This is a genomic window from Sphaerisporangium sp. NPDC005288 (genome assembly GCF_040607475.1).
Taxonomy (GTDB): Bacteria; Actinomycetota; Actinomycetes; order Streptosporangiales; family Streptosporangiaceae; genus Sphaerisporangium; species Sphaerisporangium rhizosphaerae.
In genome coordinates this window covers 214,257-235,236 of the sequence record NZ_JBEXGT010000002.1, presented here as the reverse complement: position 1 = coordinate 235,236, position 20,980 = coordinate 214,257, and the positions used below count along the sequence as shown (strand labels likewise).

Here is a 20,980-nt window from a genome sequence, read left to right as displayed (position 1 = left end):
TAGAGACGTGGAATCCGCTGATCTCTCCCTCCGGCCGCCCCGGCACCGCGTCAGCCGCACCGCGATCTGGTTCTGGACGGTACGGGCCGTCCTCGGGTGGCTCGTGCTGACCGCCGTGCAGGTGGCCTGGCTGCTGCTCGACGACGGTGACCGCGGCCCGCACGTCGTGGCGTTCGCCGTCACGGCCGTGCTCGCCGTGGCCCACGTGACCGTCATGCCCTGGTGGCGCTACAAGGTCCACCGCTGGGAGACGACGGCCGACGCCGTCTACACCCAGTCGGGCTGGCTCCGGCAGGAGTGGCGCATCGCGCCGATCTCCCGCATCCAGACGGTCGACAGCGAGCGCGGCCCGCTCGAGCAGCTGTTCGGGCTGGTCAACGTCACCGTCACCACCGCCTCGGCCGCGGGCCCGCTGCGCGTCCACGGCCTCGGCCGCGACACCGCGCGTCGCCTGGTCGACGAGCTCACCGCGCGCACCGAGGCGACGACGGGTGACGCGACGTGAGCACCTCGGGAAGAGACGAGGCGAGCACGAAGGACGAGGCGCCGTGGCGCCGGCTGAGCCGGCGGATGCTGCTCGTCCACCCCGTGCAGGAGACCATCCGCAACACGCCCGCCCTCGTCGGCCTGCTGTTCGCCGGGTTCAGTCGCGGCGACCAGGGAGGGCGCCTGTGGGGCCTGGCCGGCCTGGCGCTAACGCTGGTGCTGGGCACGCTCCGGTGGTTCACCACCACCTACCGCGTCACCCCGCAGTACGTGCAGGTGCGCAAGGGCCTGCTGCGCAGGCAGGTGCTCACCGCGCCGCGCGACCGCATCAGGACCGTGGACGCGACCTCCCACATGCTGCACCGCCTCCTGGGGCTGGCCCGGGTGGAGATCGGCACCGGCCGCACCGACACCAAGCGCGGCGGCGCCCTGCGCCTGGACGCGCTGCGCGCCGACGAGGTCGCCCGGCTGCGCGAGGAGCTCCTGCACCGCCCGCCCGCGGACGCGGCGTCCGCCGAGGGGAGTCAGGGGACGATCCCCGCCGGACCGCCGGACGGCCGTGACCTGACCGGCGGCCGTGAAACCGGGACGCGGGAGGTCCCGCGGCTCCGGCGCCCGGCGGCGGAGACCGAGCTGGCGGCTCTTCACCCCGCGTGGATCCGCTACGGGCCGTTCACCATGTCCGGGTTGATCACCGCCGGTGTGCTCGCCGGTTTCCTCTCCCGCATCGCGAACGAGGGCAACGTGGACCTGCTCCAGGTGGGCCCGGTGCGGCAGGTCGTCGACCGGCTCGGCCAGGAGGCGCTGTGGGCGCAGGTCACCGCCGTGGTGGCCATGCTCGCGGTGTTCGTCGCGGTGGCCTCCACACTCGGGTACGTGCTGGCGTTCTGGCGGTTCCGCCTGACCCGCACGGCGGGCGGCACGCTGCACGTCACCCGCGGGCTGATCACCACACGGGCCACCACCCTGGAGGAGCGCCGCCTGCGCGGCATCGAGGTGAGCGAGCCGCTGCCGCTGCGCGTGGCGGGCGGCGCGCGGCTGATCGCCGTGGCCACCGGCCTGCGGGTCGGGCGCGGCGCGCAGCGCGGCGGTTCCATGCTGCTGCCCCCCGCCCCGCGCGCGGAGGCCGTGGCGGTGGCGGGCCGGGTGATCGGCACCGCGGGTCCGCTGGCGGTAGAGCTCACCCCGCACGGCCCGGCCGCGCTCCGCCGCCGCTTCACGCGGGCGCTCGCCGTGTGTCTGCCGGTGACGGCGGCGCTCGCGGCGCTGTGGGAGTGGGACGGGTGGCCCGCCTGGGCCTGGCAGCTCGCCCTGCTCGGCACGGTCGCCACCGTGCCTCTCGCGGCCGACCGCTACCGCGCCCTCGGCCACGCGCTGACGCCGGGCCACCTGGTCACCCGGTGGGGCACACTGGTGCGCCGCCGCGTGGCCCTGGACCTGGACGGCGTCATCGGCTGGAACATCCGCAGGTCGTTCTTCCAGCGGCGCGCCGGCCTGGCCACCCTCACCGCGACCACGGCGGCCGGCCGCCAGGGGTACGGCGTGTGGGACGTCGAGCTCGGTGAGGCCCTGCGCCTCGCCGACCAGGGAATTCCCGGTCTGCTGACCCCGTTCTTGCAGGAGGACGCGGCCGCGCCGGGCGGCGCGGAGGCGGCGTCCCCTCCGGCACGGCGGTAGCCGCCGGTCCCTCGCGCGTCGACCATCCCCGGCCGCCCCGTGGAACCCGCCGGTCACCGGCTTAAGAGGCCCCTTCGGGGGCACTGGTGGGTGCGGCCCGCGGACGGCGCCGCGACGGCCGCGACCGGTGAACGCCGGGTCGCGGCCGGTGAACGATGAGGGGGGAGCGAGCCTTCATGAGCAGACAGCCCGGTAGCGACCGCGGGTCCGGCGGGAAGGGCGGGCGCACCCGCGCGGCGGCCTCGGAGAAGGCCGAGCCGAAGGCGGGGAGCGGCAAGACCCGGATCACGGTGAGCGAGCGGCTGCGGACGGCGCTGCGCAGGGCCTCCGGCCGTGACGGCAGGCGCTTGCGGACGGTGGCCCGCGAGGCGTACGGGTGGAAGGACCTGCGGCCGGGCCAGCGCGAGGCGATGGAGCACCTGCTCGCCGGGCGGGACGTCCTGGTCGTCATGCCGACCGGCAGCGGCAAGTCGGCCGTGTACCAGATCCCCGCCCTGCTGCTGGACGGGCCGACCGTGGTGGTCTCCCCGCTGATCGCCCTGCAGCGCGACCAGGTCGCCGGGCTGGCCGAGGCCGACGCGGGCGGCGCGGTCGCGGTGAACTCGGCGCAGTCCGGCGGCACCAGCGACGCCTCGCTCGACCAGGTGCACGCGGGCACCGCCGAGTTCGTGTTCCTGTCCCCCGAGCAGCTCGCCAAGCCCGAGGTGATCGACCGGCTGCGCGAGGCGCGGCCGTCCCTGATCGCGATCGACGAGGCGCACTGCGTCTCGGCGTGGGGGCACGACTTCCGCCCCGACTACCTGCGGCTCGGCAAGGCGATCGAGCGGCTCGGCCACCCGCCGGTGGTCGCGCTGACCGCCACCGCCGCGCCGCTGGTGCGCGACGACATCCTCACCTCTCTCGGCCTGCCGGACGCCGAACTGGTCGTGCGCGGCTTCGACCGGCCGAACATCGACCTCCAGGTGCGCAGGTTCGTCGGCAAGGAGGACAAGCGCCGCGCCCTGATCGAGGACGCCGCCGCCCGTCCGGGCCTCGGCCTGATCTACGTCGCGACCCGCCGGTCCGCCGAGGAGTACGCCACCGCGCTGCGCGAGGCCGGGCGGCGGGCCGAGTCCTACCACGCGGGGATGAAGGCCGCCGACCGGCACCGGGTCCACGAGCTGTTCCGTGACGGCGATCTGGACGTGGTGGTCGCCACCTCGGCCTTCGGCATGGGCATCGACAAGCCGGACGTCAGGTACGTCCTGCACGCCGACCCGCCGGACTCGCTCGACTCCTACTACCAGGAGATCGGCCGGGCGGGACGCGACCAGGAGCCGGCCTCGGCCGTACTGTTCTACCGGCCCGAGGACCTCGGCCTGCGCAGGTTCTTCGCCGGCGGCCGGGTCGACGAGGAGATGCTGGTGCGGGTGGCGACGCTGGTCGGCGAGCACGGCGGGGTGGTCCCGGCGCGGGAGCTGCGCGACCTGCTCGACGTCGGCTCCTCCAAGCTGACCGGCGTGGTGAACCTGCTGGAGCGGACGGGCGCGGTCACGGTGACCGAGCGGGGCGACCTGCGCGCCGTGGAGGACGGTCCCTCGCCCGAGGACGCGGCGGCGCGGGCGGCCGAGCTCGACGCGACCCGGCGCCGGGTGGACGAGTCCCGCATCGACATGATGCGCGCGTACGCCGAGACCACCGGATGCCGGCGGCGGACGCTGCTGGAGTACTTCGGCGAGCCGTACGAGCGAGCCTGCGGCAACTGCGACACCTGCCGCGCCGGCACGGCCACCGAGAACATCCCCGAGGAACACGCCGGCGAGACGCCCTTCGCCATGCACGCCAAGGTCCGGCACAGCGAGTGGGGCCCGGGCGTCGTCATGAGCCGCGAACCCGACCGCGTCACGGTCCTGTTCGAGGAGGTCGGCTACAAAACCCTTTCCCTCGAAGCCGTAGAACGCGAGAACCTCCTCGTCCCCGTCCCCTGAACCTTTCTCGTCGCCTCGCGAAGAAGACCCCCTGCCGCGTCCACGGACACGGCAGGGGGTCTTCTTCGCTACGCGGCGGTGCGGGTCAGCCGCCGTGCGGGGCCGGGATCGGGCGGGTGGTGGATCTCCTGCCGGGGAGCAGGGGGGTGCCGAGGATGGCGTGGGCGACTACGGCGAGGCAGACGAAGCCGAGGACCAGGCCCCAGCTCACGTCGGTCAGGTGGTGCATGCCGCGGTAGAGCCGGGAGACCGCGACGATCAGCGGGGCGGCCAGGCCGACCGTCCACAACAGGACCTTCAGCACGGTGTGGCGATGAGCGTGCAGGGTGAGCACCAGGGCCATCCCGCAGTAGAAGCCGACGGCGGCGCTGGTGTGCCCGGAGGGGAAGCTGGAGGTGGGCGGCGCCGGGTCCAGGTGCTGGACGGTCGGCCTCGGGCGCTGGATGAACACCGTGGCCAGCAGGAAGACGATCGACTGCGACCAGACGGCCAGGATGATGAAGACCGACTCGCGCCAGCGCCCGAAGGCGAAGCGGAAGGTCAGGGCGGCGATCGCGGTGAGCACGACGATCACCGGGGTGTCCGACAGCATCGACCCGAAGTGCGTGAGCGTGTTGAACAGCGGGGTGCGGTCGGCCGCGAAGCCCTGGTTGACCGCGATCTCGCCGGCGACTTCGCTGTGGAACGGCTTGATGATGAGCCATCCGACGCCGAGGGTCACCACCGCCAGCACCGCGAGAGGCGCGAGGAGGAGGCGGAGCGTCCACGCGGCGGTCTGTGACCAGCCCGTGTCCCGGCTCGCCACCACTCTAGTGTCGGTGACCATGCGCAGTTCCCTTCGTTGAGATGTCCTGCATAGCCTCCGGCTCCACGCCTTCGCGGTGTGGTTCGGCCGGTCGGCGCCCGATGTCGCGGCGCCAGGTCTCGAAGGCCGCGGCGGTCGCCGCGACGACGGCGGCGCCGAACACGACGCCCGCCACCACGTCGCTCACCCAGTGGACGCCGAGCGCGACGCGCGTGTAGGCCACGCCGAGCACGATGATCGCGCCCGCGACCCAGGCGGCCACCCGCTGCCGGTGGGAGAGCAGCGGCATCACCAGCAGCAGGACGATGCCGACGCCGAGCGTCGCGTTGACGGCGTGCCCGGAGGGGAACGAGGAGCCGGGCGCCAGGTCCACGGGGTTGGGCAGGTGGGGCCGGGCGCGGGCGACGACCACCTTGAGCGCCAGCCCGAGCAGCCCGCCGACGGTGATCGTGGTGACCGCCCAGGCGGCCAGGCGGGGGGCGCGCTTGTAGACCAGCCAGACCGCGGCGGCCCCGACCACGATCCGCCACGGCCCGGGACCGAAGACGTCGGTCCACAGCCGCAGGAAGCTCACCCACGCGGGGTGGTCGACGGCGTAGGCGTGCAGGGAGTTCGCCGCGCCCTCGTCCAGCCGGTTGAGCGGGCCGAAGGAGGTCTTCACCAGCACCAGCAGGAGCGTGAACGGGACCAGGACCAGGAACAGCGCTCCCGAGGCCAGGCTCAGGCGGAGCCCGAGCCTTGCGTCCTTGTCCATCCGCCTGCGGGCCCAGCCGTGCCGGCGTCCCTTCGGCCGGGCCTGATCGGCGATCGCGTGCCCGAGCCGGCGCCCGGTTGTGAAGATGCTCATGACCGTCTTTCTCCCACCTTGTCGCCTCCCGTGCGGTGTTCGGTCCCGCTCGGTCCGGGGTCAGGGACGATGGGGTCCCCGACCCCGCCCCGGCACGCTTCGAGCTGCGCCGCGAACGACAGTCCGAGGAACAGCGCGACGGAGCTGAGCAGCGACCACAGCAGCAGCGCCATCACGGCGGTCAGCGGGCCGTAGGTCGTGCCGAACGAACCGGTGTGCTCGATGTAGAACGTCAGCCCCCAGGTGAACAGCAGCCACAGCGTCAGCGCGACGACGCCTCCGGCGGCGAGCCAGGTGTGGCCGGGCTGCTTGCGGCGGGGCGCGGCGCGGAACAGCACCGAGGCCGACAGCAGCGCCAGCAGGAAGCCGACCGGCCAGCGCAGCAGCGTCCAGGCCGTGAGGGCCGTGTCGCTCCAGTGGTACACCTGGGCGAGCGAGCGGCCGATGGCCTGGCCGCCCACCATGGTCGCGAAGCCGAGGGTCATGAAGGAGCCGGCGCTGACCGCCATCAGCACGGCCTTGGTGTACTTGCGGCGGAAGGGGCTGTCCCGCTCCACGCCGTAGATGCGGTTGGCGCCCCGTTCGACCTGGGCCATGGCGGTGGTCAGGCCGACCAGCGCGGTGACCAGGCCGAGCCAGAGCGCGATGGCGCCGCCGGCGCCGGCGTGGTGGCGGCTGACCGCGAGGGCGTCGTTGACCACCTCGGCCCCGTCGCCGGGGACGAACCGGCGGATGGCGAGCTGCACGACCTGGCCGATCCGCTCCTGGTGCAGCACGGTGCTGAGCCCGACGACGGCGATGGCGCCGGGGATCACCGCCAGGCAGATCTGGAAGGCCAGGGCGCGGGAGTGACTGAAGCCGTCCGCGTAGCGGAACCGGACGAAGGAGTCGCGGACCAGGTGCCATCCGCCGTAGTGGCGCAGCGTCGCCCAGGCGTCGTCGGCGCCGAGCTCCTCGCCGCTCATGGACCTGGTCTGCGGTACCGCGGTCGCCGTTCCCATGGGTCAGCTCTCCGTTCCGCGGGGCGTGCGTAGCAGCAGCGCCTTCGGGCGTGTCTCGACGGACATGGTGGTGGCGTGGCCGATCGGGTCACCGTCGCATTCGTGCAGCACGGGCGGGTCCACCGTGATGAGGGCACGGGAGGCGGTGTACCGCTCGGCGCGCCGGTCGTGGCGCCGCGAGCGGGTGAGCACGTGCCAGGCCACGTGGAGCCAGTCCGTCGGGGTGCGGGGAGCCAGGATGAGGATGTCGAGCAGCCCGTCGTCCGGGCGCGCCTCGGGCAGGAGCTCCAGCCCGCCCTGGAGGCGGCCGACGTTCCCGACGAGCACCATGACCGCCCGCCGGCGGATGGTGGTGCGCCCGTCCAGGCGCAGCGTGACGCGGAAGGGGCGGTCGGTGATGTGCTTGACCACGCCGCTCACGTAGGCGAGCCAGCCGATGCGGTTCTTGGCGTCCTCGCTGGTGCTGTCGGCCATGGCGGCGTCCAGCCCGATGCCGGCCATGACGACGAAGGGACGCCCGTCCAGGACGCCGAGGTCGATGGCCCTGGTGCGCCCGGCGACTCCTACGCGGACGGCCTCGGGCAGCGCGGTGGGCATGCCGAGGTTGCGGGCCAGCAGGTTTCCCGTGCCGGCGGGCAGGATGGCCAGCGGCACGCCGGTGCCCATCAGGCCCTCGGCGCATCCGCGGACGGTGCCGTCCCCTCCGGAGGCGAAGACCACGTCGACGCCCTCGGCCAGGGCCTTGGCGGTCACGCCCGCGCCGGGGTCCTCGGCGGTGGTCTCGTACCACAACGGCTCGTCCCAGCCGTGCCGCGCCATTTCGGCGGTCACGTCGGCACGGTGGCGGTCCGGGTCGGCCACCCGGAGCGGGTTCATAATCACGGCAGCTCGAGGCACGGCAGTGCGTGCTACCCCGATAACCCCGCTTTGAACAGGGGTGCGGTGACATCAACGCCGTACGTCCTGTTTCGGCAGATAGACGCGGTTACGGTCCTTTACCGCCGCCCGTCCGATCGCCTGGCGCGCACCGCGCTCAGGCCCCGCCGCCGATCTCGCACACCACGCAACTGATGTTGTCGGGACCGCCGCCGTCCCTGGCCAGGGCGATCAGCCGGTCGGCCGCCTCGCCCAGGTCCCCCAGGGAGGTCAGCGTCTCGTGCAGCGCCTGCGGGCCCACGACGCCGCTCAGCCCGTCCGAGCACAGCAGGTAGCGGTCGCCCGGGCGCGCCTCGCGCAGGGACAGGTCGGGCTCGACCGAGCCGCTGCCGCCGAGCGCCCGCATGAGCAGCGACCTGCGCGGATGCGCGGCGGCCTGCTCGGGGGTCATCTGACCGTCGTCCACGAGCGACTGCACGAGGGTGTGGTCGCGCGTGATCTGGTACAGCATGCCCTCGCGCAGCATGTACGCGCGGGAGTCGCCGATGTGGGCCAGGGCGAAGCGGCCGCCGTCCCAGAGCATGGCGGTGAGCGTGGTGCCCATGCCGGTGAGCTTGGGGTCGCGGTCGGCCATGTCCTTCAGGCGCCGGACGGCCTCGGTGATGGCGGACTCCATCGCTCCGAGCAGGTCGCCGCTCGGCGGATCGCCGTCCAGGACGGACAGCGCGGCGATGACGGTGGCGCTGGCGACCTCGCCATGACTGTGCCCGCCCATGCCGTCGGCGACGGCGAGCAGGCGGGGGCCGGCGTACACCGAGTCCTCGTTCTGCTCCCGGCGCAGGCCGACGTCGGTGCGGGCCGCGTAGCGCAACGTGAACGACGCGTTGTTTGACATGTCCTCAGTAAATCATTGGTTGAAACACTTCACAAGCACATATTCTGTGGATTGGAGCGGCAAGGTGGACTAATCTGACCCTGAGCCGCCAAGGTACCGGTAGGCGAGCAGGAAGGGGCGACGCTTATGGGACACGACGCCACGTTGAACGCGGGCGACATCGCCCGGCTCGCCGATGTCGGCCGCGCGGCGGTGAGCAACTGGCGGCGTCGCTACGACGACTTCCCCCAGCCTGTGGGCGGCACGGCCGCGAGCCCGCTCTTCTCCCTTCCCGAGGTCGAGGATTGGCTGCGCCGTAACGGCAAATCGTATGAGATGTCGCTCGGCGACCGCGCGTGGCAGCGGTTACGAGCCGCCGGTGACGACCTGCGCCTGGGCGACCTGGTGGCCTGCGCGGGCGCGTTCCTGCTGTACCTGCGGCGCGACCCGGGCGGCTGGAAGGCCGTCACCCGCAGCCAGGAGCCCGCCAAGCGGCTGCACCAGGCCGCCGCCGCGGCCACGGCCGACCTGCCCGTGCCGGTCGACTGGAGCCTGGTCGACATCCGGCTGTACCGCCTGCTCGCCGACCTGGCCGCCGAACAGGGGCCGGCGGACGCCTTCGAACTGCTCTGCGAGCGTTACGTCGAGGCCCACTCGCGCCGCCTGTCGGTCACGCGGGCCGACCACGCCGAGCTGATGGCCCGGCTCGCCGGCGCCCGCCCGGCACCACGCTCCCGCGCCGAGCCCGCGGAAGGCTCCTCCGAGCCCGCGGAAGGCTCCTCCGAGGGGGCGGAGGGGTCCGCCGGGGTCGCAGGAGACCCGACCGGCGGCCCCGCGACCGTGTTCGACCCGGCCTGCGGGGTGGGCGCCCTGCTGCTTCCCTTCACCGGGGCGCGCGTGCTCGGCCAGGAGAGCGGCGAAACGGCGGCGCTGCTGGCGGCCGTGCGGCTGCTGCTGCGCGGCGTCCGCGCCGACCTGGTCGCCGGCGACTCCCTGCGGCAGGACGGCTTCCCCGAACTGCGCGCCGACGTCGTGGTCTGCGATCCGCCCTTCAACGAGCGCGCCTGGGGTCACGAGGAGCTCACCGGCGACCCCCGCTGGGAGTACGGCCTGCCGCCGCGCGGCGAGTCCGAGCTCGCCTGGGTGCAACACTGCCTGGCCCGCGTCCGCCCCGGGGGCCTGGTCGCCATCCTGATGCCGGCCGCCGCGGCCAGCCGCCGTCCGGGTAAGCGTATCCGGGGCAACCTGCTGCGCGGCGGGGCGCTGCGCGCGGTGCTGACGCTCGCCGCCGGCGGCCCCGACCTGTGGCTGCTGCGCCGCCCCGAGGTCGGCGAGCGTCCGCCCTCGCAGGTGCTCATGCTGGACGCCTCCGACGGCCTGACCGGCGTGGAGGCCGCCTGGCGCGCCTTCGCCGCCGACCCCGAGGGCGAGCCGCCGGCCCCCGGCCGCGCGGTGCGCATCATCGACCTGCTGGACGACGAGGTGGACCTCAGCCCGGCGCGCCACCGCCGGCCGCCGGACGAGCCGGACGCGGTGGCGGAGTTCGGGCGGGTGCGCGAGCGCTTCGCGGACGCGGCGGCCTCGCTGACCGGCGCGCTGCCGGGCGTCGCGCCGCCGGGACGGGCGCGGGAACTGCCCACGACGACCATCGGCGAGCTGGTCAGGGCGGGCATCGTCACGATCCATCCGGGCCCGCCGAAGATGACCACCGACGCCGGCGAGGTGCCGGTGCTCACCGCCGCCGACGTGGTCGCCGGCGGCCCGCCGTCCGGGCGCGCGCCGGCCGGCGCCGGCCACGTCGTCCTCGCGGCGGGGGACGTGGTGGCGACGGTCGCGACCGGGGACGGCGCCGCCCGCGTGGTCGCCGAGCCGGGCGCCGTGCTCGGGCCCCAGCTCCACCTCTACCGCCTCGACCGCGACCGGCTCGACCCCGACTTCCTGGCCGGGCACCTGCGCCATGCCGGCGCCTCGGCCGCCCGGCCCTACTCCGGCGTGAGCAGGGTCGACGCGCGCCGGGTGCGCGTCCCGCTGCTCTCCCTGGCCGAGCAGCGCGCGTACGGCAGGGCCTTTCGCGAACTGCTCGCCCTGGAGGACCGCCTGCGGGCGACGGCCGCCCTTGGCGAGAGGCTCGTCCGGCTAGGCTTTGACGGGCTGGCCGGCGGTCATCTGCGCCCCGAGGGCTGAGGGTGTATTTTTCCCCGATAGATCATCAGGAGGGGCGAATGGTCATCGGCGACCGGTACGTGCTTGACGACCTGCCTCTCGGCCAGGGCGGCATGGGGGCGGTCTACGGCGGCCACGACCGGCGCCTGGACCGCAAGGTCGCCGTCAAGCTCCTGCGCTTTCCCGGCGGGCACGACGACGAGCTCGAGCAGCGGTTCATGCGCGAGGCCCGCATCCTGGCCCGGCTGGAGCACGCGGGCGCGCCGATCCTCTACGACTTCGGCACCTTCGAGCACCGCCTGTTCCAGGTCATGCAGTTCATCGAGGGCGTCACCGTGGCCGACCTGGTGAGCGAGCACGGCCCGCTGCCGGTGCCCTGGGCCGCCGCCATCGCCGCCCAGGCGTGCGCCGTGCTGTCGGCCGCCCACGCCCTGTCCATCTGCCACCGCGACCTCAAGCCGACCAACCTCATGCTGTGCCCGGACGGGAGCGTCAAGGTGCTGGACTTCGGCCTGGCGATGCTGCGCGAGGCCGACGTCGCGCAGTTCACCCGCATCGGCCAGATCCTCGGCACCCCGGCGTACATGTCGCCCGAGCAGATCCAGAGCGGGGTGGCGAGCCCGCGCAGCGACCTGTACTCCCTCGGCTGCGTCCTGCACGAGATGCTCACCGGACGGCAGTTGTTCGTCGGTCCCACGGAGTACGCCGTGTTCGAGAAGCAGGTGAACGAGCGGCCGCCCGGCGTGCCGGGCGTGCCCGGGGAGCTCGACCGGCTGATCGCCGGCCTGCTGGAGAAGAGGCCCGAGGACCGTCCGGCCGACGCCGTCGCGCTGTACGACCGCCTGCAGCCCTTCGCGGTCGACCTGCCCATGCTGCCCGGCTTCCTGGCCCCGCCGTCGGTCCCGAGCCCGGGGCGCATGTACGCGCGCATGGTCGGCCGGGTGCTCCCCTGATCGCGGGCGGGCGCCTCGCGGCGTGAATGGTCAGCGGGCGCCGGGCGGCGTGGATGGTCAGCGGCCGCCGGGCATGCCGAGGTCGGCGACGGCCGGGGCGTTGAGGCCGCCCAGCAGGGCGCCGGAGATCTCGTGGAGCTGGCGCGTCTGCTCAGGGGTGAGGCGGTCGAACAGCACCCGCCGCACGTGCTCGACGTGGCCGGGGGCCGCCTCCACCAGGGCCGCGAACCCCTCGCCGGTGAGCGTGGCCAGGGTCGTGCGGGCATCGCCGGGGCGCTTGCACCGGCTCACCCAGCCCTGGTCCTCCAGCTTGGCCACGGCGTGCGAGAGCCTGCTCGCCGACGAGCGCACCAGCTGGGCCAGCTCGGTCATCGTCATGGTGCGTTCGGACGCCTCGGACAGCATGGCCAGGATCATGTAATAGGTGTGCGGCATGCCGGCCTCGCGCTGCAACTGCCGGTCGAGCGACTCGTACAGCAGGCGGGAGGCCCACAGGTAGGTGCGCCAGGTCCGCTGCTCGTCGTCGTCCAGCCACCGCGTATCGCCCACCGCACCAGCCTACCGTTCGGTTGAGCGCTCAAATCTGCGAAGGGCCAGATCACCGCAGCTCCAGCCAGGGATTTGACGGATATGATGCCGGGTGACCGTAACCTACTCAGGATGCGGACCATGACAGTAGGACCGACCGTGCGCCGCAGGCTGCGGCGGCTGGCCGCGCGAACTCCCTCCATCCTGCAGTGCTCGGTCGCCGCCGCCGTGGCGTGGATCGTCGCCAAGGACCTGCTCGGCCATCCCGCGCCGTTCTTCGCCCCCGTCGCGGTCGTCGTCTGCATCGGCGTCTCCATGGGCCGCCGGGTGCGCCGCATGCTCGAGATGGTGGTCGGGGTCAGCCTCGGCGTGGGCGTCGGCGACCTGCTGGTCGCCTGGATCGGCTCGGGACCCTGGCAGATCGCCCTGGTGGTGGCGCTCGCCATGGCCTGCGCCGTCCTGCTCGACAGCGGCCCGGTCATCGCCCTGCAGGCCGGCTCGTCGGCCGTCCTGGTCGCCACCCTGCTGCCGCCCAGCGGCTCCGGCGGGACCGCGCGCATGCTCGACGCGCTCGTCGGCGGCGTCGTGGGCATCGCCGCCGTCGGCCTGTTCCCCATCGACCCGCTCGCGCTGGCCCACCGGCACGGGCGGGTGGTCCTGAACGAGCTGGCCGAGGCACTGGAGGGCGCCGCGGAGGCGATCGCCGCCGCCGACCTGCCGCTGGCCGCCGACTCGCTGGAGAAGGCCCGCGGCTCGCACAGGGCCGTGGAGCAACTGGCCTCCGCCCTGCAGACCGGCCGGGAGATCGCCCTGCTCAGCCCGCTGCGCTGGCGCTCGCGCTCCCGGCTCGCCCGCTACCAGGCCGCGGCGGCCCCCATCGACCTCGCGCTGCGCAACACCAGGGTGATGCTGCGCCGCACCCTGGCCGCCCTCCGCGACCGCGAGCCCATGCCCGGCGCCCTCCCGGAGCGCCTGCACAGCCTGGCGGAGGTCGTCCGGCTGCTGCGGGACGAACTGGCCGAGGGGGTCGAGCCGGTGCGGGCCCGGCGCGCGGCCCTGGCCGTGGCCGACGGCGTGCGCGCCTCCGGCGAGGAGGCGGCCGGGTTCTCCACCCGGGTGGTCACCGCGCAGCTCCGCTCGATCACCGTGGACCTGCTGATGGCCACCGGCACCGACCGCGAGACCGCCACCGCCGCCATGCCGCCCGTCACGGCCTGACGGCGCCGGTCAGGAGTACACCAGGGTCGGCGCCCCGGGAGTGAACTCGGTGTGGATGTAGTGCGCGGGCACGCCGATGTGCAGCAGCCGGGACGCCGTCACCTGCACCATGTCCGGCGACCCGCAGACGAAGACGTCGCCGTCCAGCGAGACGCGGTGGTTGAGCAGCGCGTCCACCGCGTTCTCCCGCCGCCACTCGTCGGGCTCGTCGGAGACCGCCTGCACCACCCGCAGGCGCCGGTGATGGGTGCGCAGGTCACGCAGATCACGCAGGTCGTAGGCGTCCCCGTGGTGGCGGACGCCGTGGAACAGGTCGATGCTCGGCCGCTCGGGCAGCCACATCGACTCCTCGATGAGCGCCTTGAGCGGGGCGAGCCCCGTGCCGCCCGCGATGAAGATGAGGTGCGGGGTGCTGGCCCGCTCGAGCAACAGCGACCCGCGCGGCGGCCCGAGGAGCACGGTGTCGCCGACCCGGGTGTGGTGGGCGAGCGCGGTGCTGACCCAGCCGCCCGAGACCACCCGCACGTGGAAGGTCAGCCGGTTGTCGCGGCGCGGCGCGTTGGCGATGGAGTACGGCCGCCACACCTTGGGCCAGTGGGGCGTCTGCACGGTCGCGTACTGGCCGGCCTTGAACGCGTACGGCTGCGTGGGCTCGACGGTGATCACCGCGATCTCGCGCGTGCGCATCTCGTGCCCGACCACGACGCCGTTCCACGCCGGGGGAACGTAGGCGGCCTCCTGCTCGGCCGCCTTGATCATCACGTCGGCGATGAACTGGTAGGCGTCGATCCACGCCGTGTCGTACACCGAGCGCCAGGCGCCGCCCGCGTTGGCCCGCATCGCGATGACCAGGCAGCGGCCGACGGCCGGGTAGTGCTCGGGCTGCACCCCGTACTTGCGGTGGTCGCGGGCGAGCTGGCCGAGGTAGTCCACCACCCCGTCCGCGTCATCGAGGTTCAGCACGACGCGGGTGAGCGCCTGAAGGAGCCGGTCGCGCTGGACGTCCATGGCGGGCGGGAACATCTCGCGCACGCTCGGATAGTCGGCGAACAGCTTGGCGTAGAAGTGCATGGTGACCTTGTCGGCCACCGGCTCGACCAGAGCCCAGCTCTGGCGGATCAGTCCGATGTCGATGTTCATGGCGTCACTCAGCCGACCGGCCCGCTCCTTCTCGCTCCTTCCCCAGCGACCGCATGCGGGAGACGCCGAAGTGGTCGTCGCCCGCGGGCCTGCGGGCCTGCCCGTCGAGGGTCCTGCGATCCTGCCTGGCCAGCAGGGGGATGTGCTTGGAGCAGTGGATGTAGGCCTCCTCGACCTCGACCACGACCCAGCGGTCGGCACGGCGGCCGGGCGCCGTCTGGTCCTCGTCGACGAGCCCGTGGCGGCGCGCCGCGTCGTAGGCCGTCGTGATGCTGGCCGAGCCGTTGACGTGCAGCCCCACGCGGTCTTCGAAGAAGTCCACGAACAGCAGGCTGACGTGGGGGTTCTCCATGATGTTGCCCATGCTGGCGAACACGCCGTTGCCGCGGAACTCCGGGTAGATCAGCCGGGACGGCTCGAGCACCCGGACGAACCCGGGAGGGCCCGCGCGGAAGGAGGTGTCGCAGTTGCCCCGGGAGTCGGAGGTGCCGACGAAGACCATCTCCTGACGGGCGACGAACTCCCGCATCTCGGCAGTGAGATGGTCCGACACCTGCCGGTTGTAGAAGCGAAGCGCCCGCTCTCGGGTGGAGAACAACCCCTGGAGGACGTGCTCGCCTCTCGACCCGGGGAGGTGTTCGTCCCCCAGGCCGTCATACGGCCCGTGTTGGCCCATCAATGCTCCCATCACCGTCCCGACCGCCGACAGCCGGCGCGGCCATCACCACGCTTTGCCCCTGACAAAGCCACAGAAACCTCATGGACAACTCGTGTCACATTAGCGGCGATCCGGAGACATGGCGACGGCCACCCGCAATATTCCTGACTTTTCCTGTCATGTGAGCCGGGCTCGCACCTGGGCGGGCGAGCATGGGCGCCGGCGGGCCGTTTGACCCGGGCCACCTGGGTAGGGCTGAGCTCGAGACCGAGAAGCGATGAGGAGGCGACGATGACCACCTTCGGATACTTTCTGTCCAGCGAGGAGCACGGGCCGAGAGAGCTCGTCCGCCAGGCCGAGCTGGCCGAACGGGCCGGGTTCGAGAACCTGTGGATCTCCGACCACTACCACCCGTGGCTGGACGAGCAGGGCCAGAGCCCGTTCGTCTGGTCGGTGATCGGCGCCATCGCCCAGGCCACCTCCCTGCCCGTCACGACCGCGGTCACCTGCCCGCTGGTCCGCATCCACCCGGCGGTCATCGCCCAGGCGGCCGCCACCAGCGCGGCGATCAGCCAGGGGCGGTTCCGGCTCGGCGTCGGCACCGGCGAGGCGCTCAACGAGCACATCCTCGACACCCGGTGGCCCCCGGCCGCCGAACGGCTGGAGATGCTGGAAGAGGCCGTCGAGGTGATGCGCAGGCTGTGGACCGGCGAGCTGGTCACCCACCGCGGGACCCACTACAAGGTCGACACGGCCCGCCTCTACACGCTGCCCGACCAGCCGCCGCCGGTCTACATCTCCGGTTTCGGCGACAAGTCGGTCGAGCTGGCCGGGCGCATCGGCGACGGCTACATCTGCACCGGTCCGGCCGCCGAGCTGGTGGAGAAGTTCCACGCCGCCGGCGGCAAGGGCAAGCCGGTGCAGGGCGGGCTGAAGGTCTGCTACGCCGAGGACGCCGCACAGGCCCGCAAGACCGTCCACCGCCTGTGGCCCACGCAGGGCATCCAGGGCGAGGCGTCCCAGCTGCTGCCGCTGCCCCGCCACTTCGAGCAGCTCGCCGAGATGGTGAGCGAGCAGGACGCGACCGCCTCCACCCCCTGCGGCCCGGACCCCGACGAGCACGTCGAGGCGATCAAGAAGTACATCGACGCGGGCTTCGACGAGGTCTACATCAGCCAGATCGGCCCCGACCAGGAGGCGTTCTTCGACTTCTACGCCAAGGAGGTCCTCCCCCGCCTCCGCTGACGGCGCCGCTCCCCGGCCGGCGATCGCCTCCGCGCGGCCGCCGGCCCCGGCGCGTGAGCCCTTTCCACGGACTCGACCCCTGGAAAAGCGGCGTTCACGTTTAGGCGCCGTTGTACGGGAAGACCGCACTTCACCTGGAGCTCAGTGTGAGACGCCCGGGTGCCGGGCGAAAGGGGTGCGTCGTTGGACGGTTCGCGCGTGAGCCGCACGGCCGCGGTGGCCGTCATGGCCGCAGCCCTCGCCGCGTGCGGCGGGGTGGGCGCCAAGACGGGCGGAGCGGCGGGCGGCGGGCGCGGCGGCGGATCCGGGACGCTGACCACGATGGGGTTCGGCCTGCCCGACGAGATCGCCACCGTGCGCGTCGACGCCTTCAAGAAGGCCCATCCGGACACCACCGTGCAGATCAACCAGGGCCAGTTCGACGAGCAGGCGTTCCTGTCCGCCGTCGCGGCGGGCGACCCGCCGGACGTCGTGTACATGCCGCGCGAGCGCATCGGCGGCTACGCCGCCCGCGGCGCCATCCAGCCGCTGGACACCTGCGTCTCCACCCAGAAGATCCCGACGGGCGACTACTACCCGGCCGCCCAGCAGCAGGTGCGGTACGCGGGCAAGTGGTACGGCATCCCCGAGTTCTACAACTCGATCATCCTGCTGGTGAACGACAAGGCGGCCAAGGACGCCGGGGTCGACCCCGCGTCCATCGACACCTCCGACTGGGACGGTCTGGCCCGCCTCGCCACGAAGATGACCAAGAGCAGCGGCGGGAAGATCGAGCGGTTCGGCTTCTACCCCAAGCTGCCGGAGTTCCTGCCGCTGTGGGCCAAGGCCAACGGCGCCGACCTGCTCTCGCCCGACGGGCGCACCGCCCACCTGGACGACCCCAAGGTGGTGGAGGCGCTGGAGTACGTCTCCGGCCTGGTCCAGGCGCAGGGCGGCTGGACGCGCCTCAAGGCGTTCACCGACACCTTCGACTACTTCGGCGCGGAGAACCCCTTCGCCAAGGACCAGATCGGCGCGATGCTCACCGAGCAGTTCCTGGTCAGCTCGATGGCCGGCACCAACCCCGGCGCCGGCATCACCGTCCTGCCGTTCAAGGACCGCCACGGCGACCCGGTGAACAACGTCGGCGGCAACGCGTGGGTGGTGCCCAAGGGCGCCGGGAACCCCGACGCCGCCTGCGCGTGGATGAAGACCATGACCTCGGCCGACACCTGGATCGCCGCCGCCAAGGCGCGCGCGGACAAGCGGGCCGAGGAGGGCAAGGTCAACATCGGCACCTACACCGGCAACATGAAGGCCGACGAGGTGATCTTCTCGCAGGTCGTGAAGCCGAGCGGGCACCGCCCCTACGACCAGGCCGTCACGACCATCCGCTCGGTCCAGCGGGCCGGGTTCGTGGTGCCGCAGTCCGGAGCCGCCGCCGAGTTCACCAAGGCGTGGCAGGACGCGGGGGCCCGCGTGCTACTTGGCAGGCAGAAGGCCGGGCCGGCGCTGAAGCAGGCCCAGCAGGAGGCGCAGCGCGCCCTCGACGACGTGAACCACTGACGACGGCGCCGCGGCCCGGGCGGTCGCGGCCGGCGACGAGGAACCACACGAAAGGAAGGTGGAGAACATGACCGACCACATCCCCGCGACCCGCGAGGGCGACACCATGGAGGACGACAGCATGGTCGCCCTGTGGTCCAGGATCGGGTGGGAGTGACCGGAGAGCACCCTCCGGCGGCCGGCGAGCGCGGGCCGCGAAGGTGAGAAGGCCGCGCGCCGAGACACGGTGGGCGTACGTCTTCCTGCTGCCGTGGCTCATCGGCCTGGTGGTCTTCCAGGCCGGGCCCATGGTGGCCAGCCTCGTGCTGTCGTTCACCGACTACGACCTGATCGACAGCCCGCGCTTCGCCGGCCTCGGCAACTACGCGAAGATGGCGCAGGACCCGAAGGTCGCCCGCGCGGTCGGCAACACCGTGCTGTACACGCTGTCGCACGTGCCGCTGGCCATCGTACTGGCCCTGGCCCTCGCCCTGGTGCTGAACCGGGTCACCGGCCGCGCCGCCGGGGTCTTCCGCACGATCTTCTACCTGCCGTCCATGACGCCGTACGTGGCGGTCGGCGTGCTGTTCCTGTTCCTGCTCAACGGCCAGGCCGGCATGGTGAACCAGTTCCTCGGACTGTTCGGAGTACAGGGACCGCAGTGGACCACCGACCCCGACTGGGTGCTGCCGGGCATCGTCCTGATGTCCCTGTGGAACCTCGGGTCCACCACGATCATCCTGTTCGCGGCGCTGCGCAACGTGCCGAAGGAGCTCACCGAGGCCGCGATGATCGACGGCGCGGGACCCTGGCAGCGGCTGCGCGCGGTCACGCTGCCGATGATCAGCTCGGCGCTGTTCTTCGTGGTGATCATCAACACCATCACCTCGCTGCAGATGTTCGACCAGGTGTACACGATGTTCTTCGGCAACCAGATCGCCCAGCAGTCCTACGGCGACGCCGCCCTGTTCTACGTCGTCTACCTGTTCCAGCAGGGGTTCCAGTTCCTCCACATGGGCTACGCCTCCGCGCTGGCGTGGCTGCTGTTCGCGGTCATCGCGGTGATCACCCTGGTCCAGGTGAGGGTGGGCCGCAGGCTGGTGTACTACGAGGCCGAGGAGCACGCCGGATGACCGCCGCCCACCACCCCGCCACCACGGTGGCGGCGCCCGAGGGGCACGCGGGATGACCGCCGTCGACCACCGGGCCGCCGCGGTGGCGGCGCCCGCCGAGACGGGAGGGCCCGCCGCCGACACCGCCGGCCGCGGCACGCGGAAGGTCTTCTTCTACACGATCCTGGCCGCCTCCTCCGCGGTGTTCCTGTACCCGTTCGTCTGGCTGGTCGTCGCCTCGCTCAAGCCGCGCGACCGCACGTTCGCCGACCCGTTCCTGCCGTGGCCGCGGCCGTTCGCGCCGCAGAACTACCTGGCGGCGTGGGACGCGGCGCCGGTGCTGAGCTGGCTGGTCAACTCGCTGGTCGTCGGGGTCGCCGCCGCGGCGACCGTCACGCTGTCCAGCGCGTTCGTCGCCTTCGGGTTCGCCTACTTCCGCTTTCCCGGCCGCAACCTGCTGTTCGGCAGCGTGCTGGCGACCATGATGCTGCCGGCGGTGGTCACGCTGGTGCCGACGTACCTGATCTGGAACGGCCTCGGGCTGACCGGGACCCAGGTGCCGCTGTGGGCGGGCAACGTGTTCGGCTCGGCCTTCTACATCTTCCTGCTGCGCCAGTTCCTGCTGGGCGTGCCGCGCTACGTCTTCGAGGCCGCCCGGGTGGACGGGGCGTCGTACTTCGACCTGTTCTGGCGCATCGCGCTGCCGCTGTCGCGGCCGGCGCTGATCATCGCCTTCGTCTTCGAGCTGAAGGCGAGCTGGTTCGACCTGATGCGGCCGCTCATCTACCTGCAGGACCCCGCGCTGTTCACGCTGCCGCGCGGGCTGAAGGCCATCGTCGACCAGTTCTACCAGGGCGGCGATCCGAAGTGGGAGATCGTCCTCGCGGCGAGCGTGGTCACCACGCTTCCCCTGGTGGTGGTCTTCTTCCTCGGCCAGCGCTACTTCGTCCAGGGCATCGCCACCACCGGCCGCCGGGGCTGAGCCCGGCGCCGGCGCGTCCCACCGGGGTCGGTCGGGCCCTCCTCCTAGTTCCACGGCGGACTCCTCGTTGCGGCGATCGGACAACCATGTTTACTATATGGGCAACCAGGTTGACCTTTTGCGGCGACGCCGCCGCGTACGGAAAGAGGCCCCATGTCCCCCAGCACGTCCCTCGGCACATTTACCGGCTCATCTACCGGTACGTCCGCCGACGTCTTCCCCGATCTGACTCCCGAGTCCGCGCCCGCCGGCGCCCGCGCCGCCATGGAGGGCGCGCGCGAGAAGCTCGGCCACCTCCCGGCCGCGGTGGCGCGGATGGCCGCCTCTCCCGAGGCGCTCAAGGGGTTCCTGGGGGCGAACGCCCTGTTCGAGCGGACCACCCTGGCCCCGCTCGACCGGGAGGTCGTCGTCATGACCGTCGTCACCCGCAACGCCTGCCACGTCTGCGTGGCGATGCACACCGCGGCGCTGTCCCGGCTGGAGGCCGCGCCCGAGCTGGTCGAGGCGCTGCGGACGCGGGCGCCGCTGCCGGATGCCCGCCTGGAGGCGCTGCGGCGCTTCACCCTCGCCGTGATGGACCACCTCGGCGCCGTCCCCGAGCAGGAGACGCGCGCCTTCCTTTCCGCCGGGCACACGCCGCGCAACGCCTTGGAGGTCGTCCTCGGCGTCGGCGCCTACACCATCTCCACCTACGCCAACCGGCTCACGGGCGCCCCCGTGGACCCGGCGCTCCAGGCCTTCGCGTGGGAGGAGGAGGTGGCCTGACCCCGCGCCGCCGGGCGGCGGCAGGCGGTAAATGCGATTGATTCGCACCTGCCAAACTTTTCTCATTATCGATAAAATGCCTTCGGCGGCACCGCCTCCCATCCCCGAGATAAGGATGCCGTCGTACATATACGGCAAATTGCCCAGAGTCGCTTCTGT

At 72.6% G+C, this 20,980-nt stretch carries 19 protein-coding genes; 11 read left to right on the top strand and 8 right to left on the bottom strand.

Features of this window, described 5'->3' with window-relative positions:
• Window positions 1-7: 7 nt before the first annotated feature.
• The 3 genes from ABZU32_RS02985 (at window position 8) to ABZU32_RS02975 (ending at window position 4,130) form a co-directional block, all read left to right on the top strand.
• On the top strand, window positions 8-505 hold the full coding sequence (locus ABZU32_RS02985; protein ID WP_354916314.1) for a PH domain-containing protein: 498 nt from the start codon (window positions 8-10) through the stop codon (window positions 503-505).
• Window positions 502-2,163 (top strand): PH domain-containing protein, encoded by a 1,662-nt coding sequence (locus ABZU32_RS02980; RefSeq protein ID WP_354916312.1) that lies wholly within the window; start codon window positions 502-504, stop codon window positions 2,161-2,163. Before ABZU32_RS02985 ends, ABZU32_RS02980 begins: the two co-directional genes overlap by 4 nt.
• Window positions 2,164-2,339: 176 nt before the next feature.
• On the top strand, window positions 2,340-4,130 hold the full coding sequence (locus tag ABZU32_RS02975; protein WP_354916310.1) for an ATP-dependent DNA helicase RecQ: 1,791 nt from the start codon (window positions 2,340-2,342) through the stop codon (window positions 4,128-4,130).
• An 85-nt stretch (window positions 4,131-4,215) separates the two neighbouring features.
• On the opposite strand, the gene ABZU32_RS02970 is transcribed toward ABZU32_RS02975, so the two are convergent.
• The 5 genes from ABZU32_RS02970 to ABZU32_RS02950 form a co-directional block, all read right to left on the bottom strand.
• Complete coding sequence (locus tag ABZU32_RS02970; RefSeq protein WP_354916307.1) at window positions 4,216-4,956, bottom strand: phosphatase PAP2 family protein; 741 nt, start codon at window positions 4,954-4,956, stop codon at window positions 4,216-4,218.
• Window positions 4,940-5,782, bottom strand: coding sequence for a phosphatase PAP2 family protein (locus ABZU32_RS02965; protein ID WP_354916304.1), 843 nt, complete (start codon window positions 5,780-5,782; stop codon window positions 4,940-4,942). Before ABZU32_RS02965 ends, ABZU32_RS02970 begins: the two co-directional genes overlap by 17 nt.
• On the bottom strand, window positions 5,779-6,783 hold the full coding sequence (locus ABZU32_RS02960; protein ID WP_354916301.1) for a YihY/virulence factor BrkB family protein: 1,005 nt from the start codon (window positions 6,781-6,783) through the stop codon (window positions 5,779-5,781). The genes ABZU32_RS02965 and ABZU32_RS02960 overlap by 4 nt, the downstream gene beginning before the upstream one ends.
• Window positions 6,784-6,786: 3 nt before the next feature.
• A complete protein-coding gene (locus ABZU32_RS02955) occupies window positions 6,787-7,659 on the bottom strand; it encodes a diacylglycerol kinase family protein (protein ID WP_354916297.1) in 873 nt (290 codons plus the stop codon).
• Between the two features lie 157 nt (window positions 7,660-7,816).
• Entirely contained in the window at window positions 7,817-8,554 is a 738-nt protein-coding gene (locus tag ABZU32_RS02950) for a PP2C family serine/threonine-protein phosphatase (RefSeq protein WP_354916294.1), read from the bottom strand.
• 126 nt (window positions 8,555-8,680) lie between these two features.
• Between ABZU32_RS02950 and ABZU32_RS02945 the strand changes: the two genes are divergently transcribed.
• Window positions 8,681-10,717, top strand: a complete 2,037-nt coding sequence (locus ABZU32_RS02945; protein ID WP_354916291.1) for an N-6 DNA methylase — start codon at window positions 8,681-8,683, stop codon at window positions 10,715-10,717.
• Between the two features lie 38 nt (window positions 10,718-10,755).
• On the top strand, window positions 10,756-11,649 hold the full coding sequence (locus ABZU32_RS02940; RefSeq protein ID WP_354841595.1) for a serine/threonine-protein kinase: 894 nt from the start codon (window positions 10,756-10,758) through the stop codon (window positions 11,647-11,649).
• Between the two features lie 57 nt (window positions 11,650-11,706).
• On the opposite strand, the gene ABZU32_RS02935 is transcribed toward ABZU32_RS02940, so the two are convergent.
• Window positions 11,707-12,198, bottom strand: a complete 492-nt coding sequence (locus ABZU32_RS02935) for a MarR family transcriptional regulator (protein WP_354916288.1) — start codon at window positions 12,196-12,198, stop codon at window positions 11,707-11,709.
• Window positions 12,199-12,318: 120 nt separating this feature from the next.
• Between ABZU32_RS02935 and ABZU32_RS02930 the strand changes: the two genes are divergently transcribed.
• Window positions 12,319-13,395, top strand: coding sequence for an FUSC family protein (locus ABZU32_RS02930; protein WP_354916285.1), 1,077 nt, complete (start codon window positions 12,319-12,321; stop codon window positions 13,393-13,395).
• A 9-nt stretch (window positions 13,396-13,404) separates the two neighbouring features.
• Here ABZU32_RS02930 and ABZU32_RS02925 read toward each other — a convergent pair whose 3' ends face one another.
• Both ABZU32_RS02925 and ABZU32_RS02920 read right to left on the bottom strand, forming a co-directional pair.
• A complete protein-coding gene (locus ABZU32_RS02925; protein ID WP_354841588.1) occupies window positions 13,405-14,535 on the bottom strand; it encodes a globin domain-containing protein in 1,131 nt (376 codons plus the stop codon).
• Between the two features lie 4 nt (window positions 14,536-14,539).
• On the bottom strand, window positions 14,540-15,211 hold the full coding sequence (locus ABZU32_RS02920) for a pyridoxamine 5'-phosphate oxidase family protein (RefSeq protein WP_354916282.1): 672 nt from the start codon (window positions 15,209-15,211) through the stop codon (window positions 14,540-14,542).
• A 273-nt stretch (window positions 15,212-15,484) separates the two neighbouring features.
• On the opposite strand from ABZU32_RS02920, the gene ABZU32_RS02915 reads away from it, so the two are divergent.
• The 5 genes from ABZU32_RS02915 to ABZU32_RS02895 all read left to right on the top strand — a co-directional run bounded on the left by ABZU32_RS02915 (window position 15,485) and on the right by ABZU32_RS02895 (window position 20,821).
• Window positions 15,485-16,438, top strand: a complete 954-nt coding sequence (locus ABZU32_RS02915; RefSeq protein ID WP_354916279.1) for an LLM class F420-dependent oxidoreductase — start codon at window positions 15,485-15,487, stop codon at window positions 16,436-16,438.
• Window positions 16,439-16,636: 198 nt separating this feature from the next.
• A complete protein-coding gene (locus ABZU32_RS02910; protein WP_354916277.1) occupies window positions 16,637-17,983 on the top strand; it encodes an extracellular solute-binding protein in 1,347 nt (448 codons plus the stop codon).
• 200 nt (window positions 17,984-18,183) lie between these two features.
• Window positions 18,184-19,095 carry a sugar ABC transporter permease gene (locus ABZU32_RS02905; protein WP_354916274.1) on the top strand — a complete coding sequence of 304 codons (912 nt, stop codon included), beginning with the start codon at window positions 18,184-18,186 and terminating at the stop codon, window positions 19,093-19,095.
• A gap of 52 nt (window positions 19,096-19,147) precedes the next feature.
• Window positions 19,148-20,056, top strand: a complete 909-nt coding sequence (locus ABZU32_RS02900; protein ID WP_354916271.1) for a carbohydrate ABC transporter permease — start codon at window positions 19,148-19,150, stop codon at window positions 20,054-20,056.
• Between the two features lie 153 nt (window positions 20,057-20,209).
• Window positions 20,210-20,821, top strand: a complete 612-nt coding sequence (locus ABZU32_RS02895) for a carboxymuconolactone decarboxylase family protein (protein WP_354916268.1) — start codon at window positions 20,210-20,212, stop codon at window positions 20,819-20,821.
• The last annotated feature ends 159 nt before the right edge of the window (window positions 20,822-20,980 follow it).